This window comes from Desulfolithobacter dissulfuricans, assembly GCF_025998535.1.
Lineage (GTDB): Bacteria > Desulfobacterota > Desulfobulbia > Desulfobulbales > Desulfobulbaceae > Desulfolithobacter > Desulfolithobacter dissulfuricans.
Genome location: NZ_AP024233.1, coordinates 361,217 through 376,642 on the forward strand (window position 1 = coordinate 361,217; position 15,426 = coordinate 376,642).

Consider the following 15,426-nt stretch of genomic DNA (forward strand, 5'->3'; position numbering starts at 1 on the left):
TTGTATGCGGTAAATCTTTTATGTGGTAGTTTTTTTGCAGGCCGTTCCCATATGAAACCTTTGGTTGAAGGTCCCTTCCATCAGGGAGAGGGAGGGGCAATGGCATACGCTGCGATGCAGGATCCTTTTTTCAGTATGTTCACGGGCACCTGTCGGTCGCCGAGGTGGACCACCGCCTGCCGCCACTGGTTGTCGAAGACAACCCGGTACTGTCTGGGGTTACCTTGCAGGCCGCACTTGAAATATTTCGAAGCAGCCTCTCTGGCACACCAGATAAAAAACATCTTTTCGCGCAGAGGCTCTCCTTCAAGCCCTTCCAGCATCAGCTGCTCCGACTCTCTCAGGGTTGCCGATACCAGTTCCAGATCAAAAGGCCTGTCGAGATGTTCAAAGTCTACCCCTATGGTCCGGCCGGGAGGAACGATGGCGGCCAGGGCCATCTTCCGGTCATGGGAAAGAGATATTTCGGGCAGGGCAATACCCTGATCCACGACCGTTTCCACGTAGGGAGCCCCATGTTCGTCATGCAGCACAACGAGGTCTGCCGGAAAGATCGTCAGGTCCATGTGAGTCCGAAGCCAGTGAATGATCCCTTCCTTGATACAGATGCGCCCAAAGAGCCATTCCATCTGTCTGCGTAAAGGTTTTGACGTCATTTCGAGCCAGCTGTCGTACTCTTCCCAACTCAACAGGGCTCTGGCGAGAACGCGAAGAAAAATCCGCCCGGACTGGGCGCAGAATTTTTCCGGTAAATAATCCAGTCGCCACAGGACAATATCATCCTGTTGGTCGGTAAAGAGGCGGCCCAGTCTACCCTGTAACGGATCCTTGCGCACTTCATAAAATCTCTGCGGAACAGGGAAGAAAATGTTGGACAGGCCCGACATCCGGAAGAGGGCGTTTCCGTTGTTATCAAGACATTCGAAGTTCCAGAGATGATCACCGTCCCGGGAACCTGGCGATCTCCTGCCGGTAAGGGTGAGATTGTCCAGGGTGGTGGGTTGTTTTCCGTAGAGCTCAATCCGGTCTATGGTCGAGGGGAAAGAGTTGAATGCCGGGCCCTCGCGGTGAGCTGTCCAGTAGGCGGCAAGTTGCCCGGTGGCGTCCAGCAGCACAGGGTTGAGGATCAGCTCGGGTATTTTTTCAGGTTCAAAAAAGCCGGTCAGGGACAGTTCTCCCAGTTTGGCCTCGATTCCGGTCTCGGCCCAGCCGGTAATCCTGCGTATACTTTGAAAGGTTGGCCCGTGAAACATGCCGGTGGTGTACAGTTCGTCCGGTTGCCATCGGTATTCCCGGGTTCCGGTGAGAATCGGTAATGGTTTCAGCAGTCTGTCGACCTGAAACGAGTAAAGAGCTGAAACCGCCGGTTTGCCGTTGTGCAGAATAACCGCACTGAATTTTTCCGGCATGTCCTTGAGCCGTTCCGCTCGGACCTCGAGGGTAATTTCATCGGAATCAAGGGCAATCCAGTCAAAAGATTTGATGTTTTCTATCGTCTGGACATTGACGTCTCCGGCGGCAAGTGCGCAGGCCTCGGCCATGATTTCAAGGCTGACCATCAGGGGGACGCACGAGAGGCCAACCATGTTTTCCTGGAGAGAGCTTTTGCCGGACAGGATATGATCCTGCAGAAAATGGTCTGCAAAAACATCGAGTACTGTCCGCGCAACGCAGAGGTTGCTGTCAAGTTCTTCTATGAAGTCAAGAAAGGGAGCGGATACCTCGTCGTCAATGGATTGTCCTTCATGGAATTCGACATACCCCTCGTCCATTGGGGGCGTGCTCCCCAATCTCCGGCAGAACCCGGAAGGGAAGGTGTGCCGGCCGCAGTCGCGGCAGGTCCGGCGCAGAACGCTGTACCTGGGACCGGTATCCCGTTGTCGCCTGAATCTCCGCGAGGTTGCGCAGCGAAAACAGTACTGCGCAGGATCGAAACATCATGTTGATCCAGGTGGATCACCGGCATGGTGTTGTCCAGCACCATGCCCCTGGCAGAGTCCTGTTCCTTGTCAGGATTCCGGGCCGTTGACCGGGACCGGAACAGGTTCCCGAGGTCCATGTCCACCCTGTTGGCAAAGAGGAAAGCCAGGACGGTGAGAAACTGCTGGAGGCTGTTTTTCTTTCTGATGTTGAGGGGCAGGGCAACCGCGTCTTTCCCTTTCAGGATATCGTTGACAAAGGCGCTGAGGTTCGCGGAGGGTCCCACCTCGATGAAGCATCTGGCACCGGCATCATACATTCTACGGACAGTTTCCGTGAAGCGCACCGTCGTGGACCACTGGCTTGCGGCCAGTTCCCTTGCCGCCGCAGGGTCGTCGGGAAACAGGTCCGCGGTGGCACAGGAGTAAAGGGGAATTTTCGGAGCGCCAAGTTGCACCTGGTCGTAATATTTCCTGAACGCCTTGGAAACAGCCGCAAAACGGGGAGTGTGATACCCCCTGTCAAAGGGCAGCAGGATGCATATTCCTCCTTGCCGGACAAGATCCTCCTGGACAGCGGCAATGGTGTCCCGGTCTCCGAAGAGTATCACTTGGCTGGCGCAGTTATCCATCGCGATAACCGGGTCCCCTGGCGCTTTTTCAAGACACTGGAGGACGGTTTCCCTGGACAGGGCGCCAACTGCAAGCAGGGCCCCGGTGGGAACATCGCCGGCCGCCTGAACTTCCTGGTATACAAGGTTGAGTTCCTTTATGAGGTTGGCGAGCGTGGATTTACTGCTGGCCTTGATCGCACCCGAGGCCACAAGCGCCGAGGATTCCCCGGTACTGTGGCCAACCATCATGTCGGCCTTGACGCCCAGGTGTTCAAGGAGGGTGAAGAGTGCCTGGCTGCCGATGAACACTGCTTCGGAACCAGTGTCCATGGAATGAAGCCGCTCTTCGAGTTCGGCGCGCATTTTTTCGCCCGATTCACCTGGCGGTGGAAACAGAATGTCGGTACGCGACATGTCACCATCGTCGTAAATCCCGCTCCAGCAGTCAAACCATTCCCGCACCTCATCAAAGTGAATGGCAAGATCAGCAAGCATTTCGAGGTACTGGGAACCTTCTCCGGGAAACATGAAAGCCAGTTTGCCGTTCAGAGGTCTGGAGCCAAACGATATGGAGTTGCGCAGGGTCCAGCTTTCCTCTGTTCTTCTGTCGGCAAGGTTTTTCAGCGCACTTTGGATTTTCCGACTGAGGTCCTGCCTGTCGGAAGCCACAAGTCCAAGGCGGTATGATTGTGCTTCATCCTCGAGAGCCAGGGTTGCGGCGATGGAATCGATCTCTTGCCCCGTGTCTGTGTCGAGCTGTTCCAGAAGGTCTTGCAGTTTGCCGGAGAGCGTATCCCTGTCCGGGGCTGAAAATACAAAAAGCTCCCAGGGCCACCGGGAAAGCGTGTCCGGTCTCCGGGCGACGGCAGGGGCTTCTTCCATGACGGCATGGGTGTTTATGCCGCCAAAGCCAAACGCGTTGACAGCGGCCCGGCGGACGAGTTCCGGTTTGGATATCCAGGGGCGGACCGAGGTATTGATGTAAAAGGGAGTGGTCTCGATGTTGAGTTCAGGGTTGACCCTGTCGCATATCGTCGGCGGCAGAATACGGTGGTGCAGGGCCAGGGCCGTCTTGATGACTCCGGCTATGCCTGCTGCCGGTATGCAGTGACTGATCATCGACTTGACAGAGCCAAGGGCGATGTGCGCCAGTTGCCCGCGACGTTGTCCGAACACGTTGCCCAGTGCTTTGATTTCTGTCCTGTCCCCCAGGGGAATGCCTGTGCCATGGGCCTCGATGAGACGCACGGTCTCTGGATCGACCCGGCACGAACTGTAGGCTCTCTCGATGGCCAGGGTTTCGCCCTCGACACTCGGAGCCAGCAGTCCCTGTCCCCGGCCGTCACTGGATTGCCCGATATCCCGGATGAGGGCATAGATTCTGTCTCCGTCCTCCAGGGCGTCTTCGAGCTTTTTCAGCGCGACAATGCCCAGACCCTCTCCCAGCAGGGTGCCATCGGCATCGGCCGCAAAGGGGCATACCCTTCCTTTTCGGCTCAGGGCGCCAAGCTCTGTGAAGATAATCGCCACTTCGGCCGGCAGGGAGGCATTTACTCCGCCGGCAAGCATCAGTCGGCTCCGGTTGCTCCGAAGCTCTTCGATGGCGGCATTGAGCGCCAGCAGAGAAGAGGAACAGGCGGCGTCAATCAGGTAATTGGGTCCCTTGAGGTTGAGCCTGTTGGCTATCCTGCCGGTCATCACATTGGGGACCAGTCCGGGATAGATATCCGTGTTGGACTGTGGCAGCCTGGCCTCCAGGGTTTTCCGTATCTTCTCCTTCTGAGCCGGGGTGAGATCGGGATAGAATGCTTCAAGCAGTTCCAGGGTCTGGTCCAGGACGATATGGTGCTGGACCATGTTGACCTGGCCCCGGTGCAGATAGGTGCTGTGACCAAGAATAATGCCTGTCTGGGAATGATCGTGCTCGTCCCCGAGGTATCCGGCATCGGCCAGGGCTTCCCAGGCAACCCGCAGGGCGAGAAACTGGTCCGGCTCCCCGCCATCCAGGGATCTGGGCATGATTCCGGATGGCCGTGGGTCAAAACGGTACAGATCCTTGAGATATCCGCCCCTGGCTGTGTGTATCCGGCCGCTTTCAATATAACGCTGTGCTTCCCATCCCGGGACCGGATCATCCACTGCATTGACAGCCCTGAGGATATTGTTCCAGAAGGACTTGAGGTCCGGAGCCTGGGGAAAGATACAGGCCATGCCGATGATGGCCACCGCCCCGTTTGTTCTGTTACTGTCTCGTGACACGGGCAGTGCCTCCCAGACGGTTTAACTCTTTGCTTGATACGCAGTTGAGATCCTCTATCTTCAGGACCACCCTTCCTTCGCTGTCGGTGAAAAGCACATCGGCCGATATCATGCTGGGCTCCGGAGTCTCTCTCCGGCGAAACTCCATGGACAGTTTTGGCGGCAGCCTGTCAACATACCTTGTGATGCGGCCAAACCGCACCGGCAGGGCTGATTCGCCCCGGAACATTCTCGCCCACAGCAGGCCCATCTGCGGTGCGGCGTCGAGCACTGCAGGATCAAGGATCCACCGGTTGTCCCGCTCCGGGATGCCTGAGAGCCATTCTCCGGGCTCGCTGGGGCGCAGTTCGGCCAGCGCACCTTCAGACGACATTCCATGGATGGTCTCGATGACCTGGAACACGGGTCCATGAAAGAGCCATTCGTCGTATGCCTTTGCAACCGACAGGCTTTTTTCCCGGTAGTCGTCTGTCGTGTGGGTGGTGTCCGGCATTGCAGGCAGTTCCCGGGCGAACCGTACCGTACATCGGTAGTGGATGACCTGCCTGCCATTGTCCCCCTGCGAGGTGAGAGCGGCCGTTACGGTAACGTTATCCCCGTCTCTTTCGCCAGGGTCGAGTTCAAGCACTATCTCCTGGTCCTGAGCGGTGATTTTGATTCCATTCAGAACCCGGAGGTCATGCAATGCAACAACCTTTTGTTCAGGGTAAAGCAAAGAGGTCCCTTCGGCGATTATTTCGGCCGCAGCGGCAGCCGGCAGGACTGGAATATTGTCTATCCTGTGTTCGTCAAGATATCGGTGCCTTCGTCCAAGCAGGATATGAGTCTTTATCTTTCGCTGGTCTGAAGGCGGAAAAGTTTCTGTTGGACTGAAAAAGGGTGTGGGATGATTTTTCGGAAAAATTTTTCCTTTTTCAGCTTCATGTTCTTCCCATTTCCCCTGCCCGCAGATGATTTCCACCGCAGGGTCATAGGATACCAGAACCTCGTCCGCGAAAAGTTTTCGTCCCTGGTCACTCTGGACCAGTACCACTCCCTTTTCCAGGAATTTTTTTTCAGTCTCAGGGGTTACCATCCCGGAGCCGTACCTGGTCGGTCCCCAGGGGCCCCAACAGAGAGCTTTGATGGTGACCTGCTGCGGCCATATCCTCCGCAGCTGGCAACATATCCTGTTCATCAGTTCGTTGGCCGTGGCATAGTCTGTCTGGCCGGAGTTTCCGTATCTGCCGGCCACTGAACTGAAAACGGTAAAAAATTTCAATGACTCCGGGCGGATATATTTCTGCAGCAGCATCAGTCCGATTACTTTTGTCTCAACCACCCGGGACCAGCTCTCCGCAGTTTTATCTTCCAGCAATTTGTCTTCTATTACACCGGCACCGTGGACGATGCCGTGGATGGCGCCGTATTTTTCGTACAGGTTTTCAAAAAGTGTTTTGACACCATTTTCGTCGGTGATATCCAGCTGGCAGTAGATTACTTCCGCTCCCTTTGAGCGGAAATCCTCCATGTTGGCGAGCAGTTCTCTGTCCGATAAAATTTTCATGGCCCGGCGCCTGATTTCGGCTGGTTTGAGATCAAGCCTGCCTGTCCGGACCTGTTCTATGAAATAGCGTTGGATGTCGGCCAGGGATACAAGTTTTTTCAGTTCTGCCGGTTCCTCCTCCGGCAACCCGGAGCGTCCGGCTAACACCAGTGTGTTGCCCGGCTGCGCCAGGACTCTCAAAGTTTCCGCGGTGATACCTTTTGCCCCGCCTGTGGCGAACACCACCATGTTTGCCGGCATGCCACCCTCATGTTCCGGGATGGCGGCCGGGACTGTTTTGAAAATTGTCCGTTCGCCCCGGGGATAGCCGACCTCCTGCCGTCCTCCTACGAGTTCGGTCTCTGCCAGTACCAGTTCCGCCATTCGGGAAGGTTCCAGGTCAGGATCCAGATCAATCGCCTTGAGTCGGAAATTCGGCTTCTCCTCCAGAAGGGACTTGATAAGGCCGACAGCGCCCCCCTGCAGGGAAAGTCCCTCGTGCGGCACCGCGAGGCGGCAGAAGGAACCGCCAAGACCGCTGACTGCGACGATATGGGCATTGTCGTGCAGGAGTGACAAAGTCCGATGCACCAGCAGGAAAAATGATTTTTCGCTGGTGAAAAGTTCTGCCCGCCACTGGTCGGATTTCGCCTCCGTGGGTAGCCACGGCGCCGAAACCGGCACCGCATGGATTATACCGGCAAGCTCTCCGGCGGGTACTGTCAGGGCGGCACACCACTGTTCAAGGCTCTGTTCGTCCTCCAGGACCTGGCGCGGGAGCAGGATCGGCTTGCAGCCCTTAGCGGACAGCAAGCCCTCCAACTCGCCGGCGAGCCCCATGTCATCCTCGGTGATTATAAAAAAACCGGTCGTCAGATGGGTTGCCGCTTTCCCATCCAGGGGCTCGGCCACAGGTTCGATGATATACCGGGACGGAAGGTCTGCGGCCAGGACCTCCTGCTCCGCCCCGGTCTGATCAAAAGGGCGCGAATCCTCCCCCTCTGTCAGCAGGATATCAACCATACCCTTCAGGGTCGACTGGGTGTTCAGTTGTGAGCGTTCTTCCTCGCCCATTGACCGGACCCGATCCTCGGGCAGAACCTTGAGCAGTTCTCCCACAATTTCAACCCGCTTGATGGAATCAATTCCCAGATCCGCTTCCAGGTTCTGTTCCAGTCCTATCATATCTTGCGGGTATCCGGTTTTCTCTTCGACGATTTTCAGCAGGGTGGCCGTGAGCTTGTCCCGGTCCATCATTCCGGTCTGGGCAGGGGTGGGCTGCCTGTCATCACCGCTTTCCCGGCTGCTTCCGGGCTGGAGGTTATCATCGGTGGACGCCGGGGCCGGTTTGCCAGCCATGTCCTCCCTGGGGGGCTGGCTTTGGGCAGCGGGTTCCGGGCCGGTCCGGGCCTGCGGAGACCCGGCAGCCGAGGCGGCTGAAGGGGGGGATGGACGCCGGGGCACGCGGAGGGTATGGGAGCGGCGCCGAACCGGCGTGGCGCTTCCTCCTCCCTGCAGATACATCGACATGACCCGTTCCTGTGTCTCAAGGAACTGGCGCATCATGTCGAGATAATTTTCCATCAACTCCGCGTGGTCTGCGGAGTCGCCGTGGTGTTTATCCATATCTGGAGTCTCCTTTTTGGGCAGAAGTTGTTCTTTGTTTGATTCCTCAAGAGAAACCAGGTCCTCAACCGTCACGCCAATCTGGCGGACAGGCTCATTGATCCGTCTCGCACCGCTGCCGTTGAGCAGCCACACATGATCCGGCAGAGGACGGTGTCTGGAAAGAGAAGACACGTCCAGGGGATCTCCGATCAGGCAGTCTCTACCTTTGAAAAGCGGGGTCAGGTCGACCTGGTGACCGGCACATATCAGCCTGCCAAGCATGTGCAGAAAACCGGGAAGACCGGTTCCCTTGTCCTCGGATGAGATGATGTTGCATGGCGCATCCTCCAGGATCTTTTCAGTCAATCCGCCTAGAATTGATTTCGGTCCCAGTTCCAGAAATGTCCTGGCTCCGTCTGCATACATACTCTTTATTTCCGTGACAAATTCCAGCGGGCTGGCCAGATGCCTTGTCATTGTGGCCTTGATGGTTTTCACATCATCCGCATGTGGCCTGCCCGTGGTGTTGGAATAAACGGGCATGGTGCCTGCCGTCCAGTCCGTCCGGTCGATCACAGCGGAAAATTCGCCGGTTACTCCTTCGATCAACGGCGAGTGGAAGGCGGCCGAGACCGGAATCATGACGCTTCGGATCCCGGCATCGCTGAATTGTTCCACCGCCTTCTTCACCTTTGCGGTCGGGCCGGAAATCACGCTTTGCAACGGAGCATTGTGGTTGGCGACCACCACCTCCCCGACACTGGCCAGGATTTCCTCCACCTGTTCCCGTGGGGCCATGACGGCGGCCATGGTTCCGGTCTCCCTGTTTTTTCTCCCGATGTCGGCAATGAGTCGGCCTCGACTGACGGAAATATGCATGAGTGTTTCAAAATCGATTATGCCGGCGGCGAACAGGGCCACGAATTCACCGTAACTGTGACCGCCCGCCATGTCGGCAGTCAGGCCAAATTCTCCCATCAGGAGCCACAGGGATGATTCCACTGCCCCGAGAGCTGGCTGGGCAATGTCGGTGGAGGTGATTTTCCGGGCAGCATCTTTTTGGGAGGCTTCATCGTAACACCCCCTTGGAAAGATGAAATGACTCAGAAGGTTGCCGGGAGCAAACCGGTTTGCGAAATCGTCCCTGGTCACGGTGTCGGCCTTTGCCAGCGTGTCGGCGACCAGGGGAAAGTGGAGGGCAAGTTCCCGCAGCATATCGGGATACTGAGCCCCCTGACCGGGGAACAGGACCGCGAGTTTTCCTCCCCTGGTCATGAGACCGCTGTGATAAATTCCCGGGCCAGGATCGTCCCGCCGGCCGCCGAGATATTCCGATGCCTGGGCGAGTTTGGGTCCCAGGTCGGAAGGATCGGTGGCGATGATCGCCATCACTTCCCCATCAGGAGCCCGGCGGGCCGCAAGGCTGGCGGCCAGATCCCGCAGTTCCACCCGGGAGATGGCGGCAGCATCCTTTACGTTGTTGATCTGCGTCAGAAGCTCTTGTCGGTCACCAGCGCTGAAGATCAGCAGTTCACAGGGCCAGTTGTCCCGGACAGACTGGAAGAGCCAGGGCCGGTATTCCTCCGAGTACTCTTCAAGCACAACGTGAAAATTTGTCCCGCCAAAACCAAAGGCACTGACTGCTCCCCGGCGGGGATGACCGGCTGATCGGAGCCAGGGTCGGGGTTTGTCGGGCAGGTACAGTGGGGCGTCGTTGCGGAGAAATATCTCCTGCGGCCGGCTGACGCCGCTGTGTGGGGGCAGGACGCGATGGTGAAGGGCCAGAACAACTTTGAGCAGGCCAGAAATACCGGCCGCCGCTTTTGTGTGGCCGATCAAGGTTTTGACCGAGCCAATGGCTGCCTGCGCAGGTCCGGCCCCGTGTTGTTTCAGGAGAGTGGTCGTGCTCTCCAGTTCGGCCAGATCACCGATTGCTGTACCCGTGCCGTGTGCTTCAAACAGCTCGACCGATTCAGGCCCGAAGTCCAGGTGTTCGTAGGCACGTTTCATCGCTCTCAGCTGTCCGGCCGGCAGAGGAGCGGTCAGTCCTTTGGCCCGTCCGTCACTGCCGCCACCGACGCCCTTGATGACCGCGTAAATCCTGTCTCCGTCGCGCTCCGCATCCTCCAGCCGTTTCAGTGCCACCATGGCAATGCCTTCCGAGATGACGATACCATCGGCGAACTCGTCAAAGGTCTCGCATCTGCCCCGCGGAGACAGGGCCTGAGTCTTGCTGAAGCACATGTAGCCAAAAGGTCCCTGGACTGTATCGACCCCGCCGGCCAGGACCATGTCGCTGCGTCCGGTCAGAAGTTCCATGGCTCCCTGATAGATTGCAGCCAGAGAGGAGGCGCAGGCGGCATCTGTGGTGAAATTGACCCCATGCAGGTCGAGACGGTTGGCAATCCTGCCGGCAATCACGTTCAGCAGCAGGCCGGCAAAGGTATCCTCGGTCCATTCGGGCAGCCGCCGGGCAATGTCTTCGGGAAGTTTTCCATGAAACCTGGGTAATTCAGACCTGAGACCATACTGCATACCCACATCGCCGGCGCCACCGCTGGCCCCTATGATTACGGATGTTCTTTCCCTGCAGAACGGTTTCCCCGGATATCCCGCATCTTCCAGGGTCTGCCTGGCGATTTCCAGGGCCATAAGCTGCATGGGATCCACATGGTTGATGGAATTGGGCGGCATGCCGTAGCGGGAGGGATCAAAGGGAAGATCCTCCAGGAAACCTCCCCAGCGTGAATAAATTTTGTCTTTTGCGTTTCTGTCGTTGTCATAATACAGACGCCAGTCCCACCGATGGGCCGGTATTTCGTCAATGGCGGTTTGTCCTGTCAGGATGTTTTCCCAGTATTTTCTGGTGGTCGTTGCCCCGGGTAGCAGGCAGCCGAGGCCAATTATGGCGATGTCAAGGGGGCTGCTTGCCCTGGTTTTCAAGGGGGCTGGTTTTGGCAGCCGACCTTCGAGGAGTCTGATCGCCTCCTGTGTCACTTCCCGGTGAAGGGTGGCAATGTCGGTTGGACGGTCACGCAGGATCGCGACCTGGCCGACCATGTACATTCCTTCTTCCTTTTGCCTCGTTTCATCAAGTTTACAAAGAGAATCCGATTCGTCCAGTCTTCCGCAACCTTTGGAGGCGATTCTCAGCCGGCCCAGGACCAGGTCGTCCAGTATGCGCCGGATTTCCTCCGGGGATTTTTTTTCCCTCTGAAGCTGACGCTGCTTCTGGAAAAAGTACCTTGCAAACCCAGTTGCAGCGCACCTGCTGGCATGACCCGGACCTGTTTCCAGGCTTACCGTCTGATTGCACTCTATCACCTGGTCCTGAAATGTTTTGACCAGTGCCCTGGAGGAGACAATCTCTTTGGTGAAGAGGTAGGCGCTTCCCATCAGAATGCCGATTTTCACGCCCCTGTCGACAAGTGGCGCTGCCATCACCTGAACCATTGCCGACGAGAGTGCGTCGTGGATGCCCCCGGCAAAAAGTATCTCGACGCTCTCCGGAAGAATTTTCTGTTCCGTCATCTCCCGCTGGAGACGTTCAATCATGGAACTCCACAGGACCAGGCTGTTGACCGGTCCGATGTGACCGCCGCATTCACGTCCTTCGAATATGAAACGGCGACAGCCCTCCCGGAGGAAAAGAGCCAGAAGCTCCGGCGCCGGGATATGCAGGAAGGCATGTATCCCCTCCTGTTCAAGACGGACAGACTGTTCGGGGCGTCCGCCGGCGACAACAGCGTATCCTGGACGGTATTTACTGATCAGGGTAAGTTGTTCGTCCAGCAGCTCTTTTTCTGCGAATCCCAGCAGGCCGACACCCCAGGACGCCTCGCCAAGCAGCGTGGCTGTCTCCGAAAGAAGGGTCTCCAGCGGTTTACCGCGCATGAGGGCCAGTCCCAGGACAGGCAGACCGCCACCCCTGGATACAGCCGCGGCGAATTCGGCCCGGTCCGAGACCCTGGCCATCGGCCCTTGAACAACGGGAAGCGGTGTGTTGAGAGATCGGGCCAGGGGAGAGTTTTCGTCCAGCGGCTTTTTGGCGACCGCTATGTCAAGACTGGTGGCCACCGCCTTGTCCACCTCCCTGAAGAGGGCCGACAATACGCCGTATCTTTCGCGCCATGGTCCGGCGAAACAGATGTCCTGACCCACAGGAAAAAGTCCAGAGGAGGGCTGGAACCAGTCTGAACGGCTGCGGACCAGTTCGGCAAGTTCCGGCAGCGGCCTGCCCGCAGCCTGGTCGATGAATGCGAGGACTGCTCCGCCGGCGCCCGGTCTGCGCAGCAGGCGGAAGAAACGGCCGGTTTCGTTGTCGCCCACGGCCACCGTCTCGTTCCCGGAAAGGCCCTGCAGCAGAGGTTTCAACTGCAAGGCAAGGGGAGATTCCTCCATGAGCAGGATCTGACTGTCGAAGACCCCACCGGCAGCACCAAGGGCAGCGGCCGCGGCGGCGACCGAGGGGGTCAGTCCACCCCGGATTAAAACAGGCACATCGCTCTTCCTGAGCCATTGCTGCAGGAGGATGAAGGTTGAATTTTCACCCACAAAGCCTCCTGCCTCGTTACCCTTGAGAACAAGAGCATCTATGGCAAGATCTGCCGGCCTGTCGGGCCAATGGCAGTTTCTGGTTTCTACCAGGACCTTGATACCATCATCGCGCAGTTTTTTGATTTTGTCCGCCGGCGGGAGAGTCTCGGAATCCACGATCAGCCACCGCAGGCCACGGCTCGTGTATTCCCGGGCCAGGTCAAGCAGGTCGGCTTCGGCGGTGTCAAGTTTCAGTCCGAACTCGGCCGATGTCTTTGCGGAGATGAAGTCAAGCTGGCGGGCAATGGTCCCGGCCGTGTCCGTGCTGTGGAGAAGTTCGGCGTTGAGAATGCCGATGCCTCCGGCTCGGCAGGCGGCCACTGCCAGGGTACCGTCACAGAGACCGGCGGGGGTAAAGACAAATTTGGTGAACTTGCTGTCCTTCATTGTTTATCCTGTGAATATCTGATTTCCAGGTACGAACCGGTTTCCGATCCTTCGGAGACGAGTCGGTGGAAGAGATGATTTTTTGCTCCTGCCCGATTTGTCTGTCCCGTGGAAAACAGGCGCTATCCTTGAATGATGAGTCCTGAAAAGAGAGAAGGCGGCTGGCGCGAGATTCTATGGACGGTGGTGCGGAAAACATCTATCACCTGGAACAGAGCTGAAAATGTCGCAGGAAGCTGTGGCGTGAAGATCGTATACTGAAATCTGTCCTGTAGAGGGATCATGCGAAAATCCTTGGGTATTTTCACCCGTAAGTTCTGATGGAACTTTGGTGAAAAGAAAAATAAAAAATATTGAAACATGGATATCGGTCCTGGGGCAGATATCAGGGGTGTCCAACTGAACTCGAAGTGTTCCTGTGGCAATTCCATTTAAGTCTGCCAATGAGCTGCGCAAGTATCATGGTTGTGTAATGTCCCCGGCGACTTTAATGGGAACAGGTACGCGGGGGCCGAAATCGACAATTTTCAGCAGGTACAAATCGCGCCTGTTCGCAAGTCTTGGCAATCGAGCCGGCACCGGGTTGTCATGAGCTATGGCCATAATCTCAACTTGTGTCAGTTTGTTAAGAGCAACATGAGGAAGCATGACGGGAACTCTTCAGGCCGTATCTCTTTCCTTGACCAGGCTGTAGCGTGTCGACTTTGATCAATTGCGGTCTCAATTTCAAGTATTTTGTTCATCAACCCGTAATCTATTTATGATTTTTTGCAGCAAAACATCACCTGTCACATTTTCAGGGGCATTCGTGACCGGTAGCTGTTGCCTTTTCAGAGCATCTGTTGCCGACAAGTCAAATTCTACCCGTCCTGAATGGTTTTGTAAAATATCGCCACAGACCGGCGTGTGCTGTAATTACGATTACCGGAATTTCCGCTCCGCGTATATCGGCTTCCGGCCGGCTGCCGAAGTCGGTTGTGTCACAACTGGAGCGGCATGGAGGGACATCTGCTCCGGATTAGCCTCGCCATACATGAGAACCACCTGAATGCATGCAATATGTGCGCCTTGCTTTGCCGCTGGTTTCGACAATGTCCGGTCTTTGGTCCGGTATTATCTGCGCAAGAGAGGCAGGTAGCAGGCGTGGAGAATCCAAAGGGCACCAGTTGAGTCTGAAGATTCGTGCCTGGATATTCCATGCTGTCTGATTCCACGCAGTGAATGGGGAAACGTTGCTATGTTCATCCATTCCCTCAGCCTGCTTAACGTACCTGTTCTGGATATCAGCTGATTCATCTGCAATGGAGAGAATTCATTTTCTTTGGCTAAACAAGAACAAATCGTTTATATTCAGAGGTTGTTTGTTATAGATGTAGTGTATCTTTTGTTGAGGTACAATATTGTAATCATAGGGGAGATCATGGCTCTTTACACTCTCAAGACAAAACTTGGCATTATCCTGAGTATTTTTCTGGTATTCATGCTGCTTGGCAGTTGCGCGAGTGCAAGAAATAAACGGTTTGGAGGACGTGAGAGTCGGGATTACGACAAGGCCAATATCGCTGTCTGTGCACAAAACATAAAACCGGTAACATCTGGATATGGTGCTGAAGGTCCCTATCGGATGGGTGTCCTCAGGATGAGAAACCCCATGTGGCGCAGAAAACCGATCAATGTGTTTTATCCCGAGGGATACGGTGGTAAGGCGCCGACCATATTCTTTTCACATGCCTATGGGGCGACAAACTGGGAAACAGCCTATCCGGACCTGATAAGGAATGTTGTCAGTAATGGTTATGTGCTTGTCTATGTGCCATACAAGACCTTGAGAGCTGATGTTAACGAACGTTACGAGACTTTGTGGAACGGTTTTCTGGCGGCGGTGGAAAGATATGGCAATTTAATGGATTTAAGTCGCGTTGCATTTGTCGGCCATTCTTTCGGTGGCGGAGCGACCCCTGCGATGGCGTATAAAGGATTTGTCGAACAAGGCTGGGGGGCGCAAGGTCGCTTCATGTTCATTATGGCACCATGGTACACTTACAATATTTCCCAGAGTCAGCTGCAGAATTTTCCCCAGGATACCTTCTTGATGGTACAGGTATATGATCAGGACAAGGTTAACGATCACCGGATGGCCATCGATCTCTTTAGAAATATTGCTCTGCCTGGTCAAAATAAAAAGTTTCTCATTGTTCCCTCGCAGTCACACAATGGATGCATGATTGTGGCAGATCATGTAACGCCAGGGAAAAATCCCTTTCTTGCTCTGAAATCATGGGCGGTGTTCAGACCTCTTGCATTTCTGGCGGATTATACATTCAGGCGCCGTGAAGAGGCGAGGAAAGTGCTGGCAGGAGATGGGAATACCTACCCTATGGGTAGATGGATCGATGGCACCCTCTATCCCCCGATCAGGATAGACAATACTCCCCAACCTGAACATCCTCAGAGTTTTTACAAATTTCCGTGGAACAGCCGAAAAAATCCCCGGAAGGCGTATTCAAGTTTCTGATGA

The 15,426-nt window shown here is 55.9% G+C and carries 4 protein-coding genes; 1 reads left to right on the plus strand and 3 read right to left on the minus strand.

What is annotated here, in order from left to right:
- Positions 1-80: 80 nt before the first annotated feature.
- The 3 genes from GF1_RS01565 to GF1_RS01575 are packed head-to-tail and all read right to left on the minus strand — an operon-like array spanning position 81 to position 12,908.
- Entirely contained in the window at positions 81-1,772 is a 1,692-nt protein-coding gene (locus tag GF1_RS01565) for a polyketide synthase dehydratase domain-containing protein (protein WP_267927870.1), read from the minus strand.
- Positions 1,694-4,792 carry a type I polyketide synthase gene (locus tag GF1_RS01570; RefSeq protein ID WP_267927871.1) on the minus strand — a complete coding sequence of 1,033 codons (3,099 nt, stop codon included), beginning with the start codon at positions 4,790-4,792 and terminating at the stop codon, positions 1,694-1,696. Before GF1_RS01570 ends, GF1_RS01565 begins: the two co-directional genes overlap by 79 nt.
- Complete coding sequence (locus GF1_RS01575; RefSeq protein ID WP_267927872.1) at positions 4,776-12,908, minus strand: type I polyketide synthase; 8,133 nt, start codon at positions 12,906-12,908, stop codon at positions 4,776-4,778. The genes GF1_RS01570 and GF1_RS01575 overlap by 17 nt, the downstream gene beginning before the upstream one ends.
- Positions 12,909-14,229: 1,321 nt before the next feature.
- Between GF1_RS01575 and GF1_RS01580 the strand changes: the two genes are divergently transcribed.
- Positions 14,230-15,423: an alpha/beta hydrolase gene (locus tag GF1_RS01580; RefSeq protein WP_267927873.1), complete on the plus strand. Its 1,194-nt coding sequence runs from the start codon at positions 14,230-14,232 to the stop codon at positions 15,421-15,423.
- Positions 15,424-15,426 lie beyond the last annotated feature (3 nt).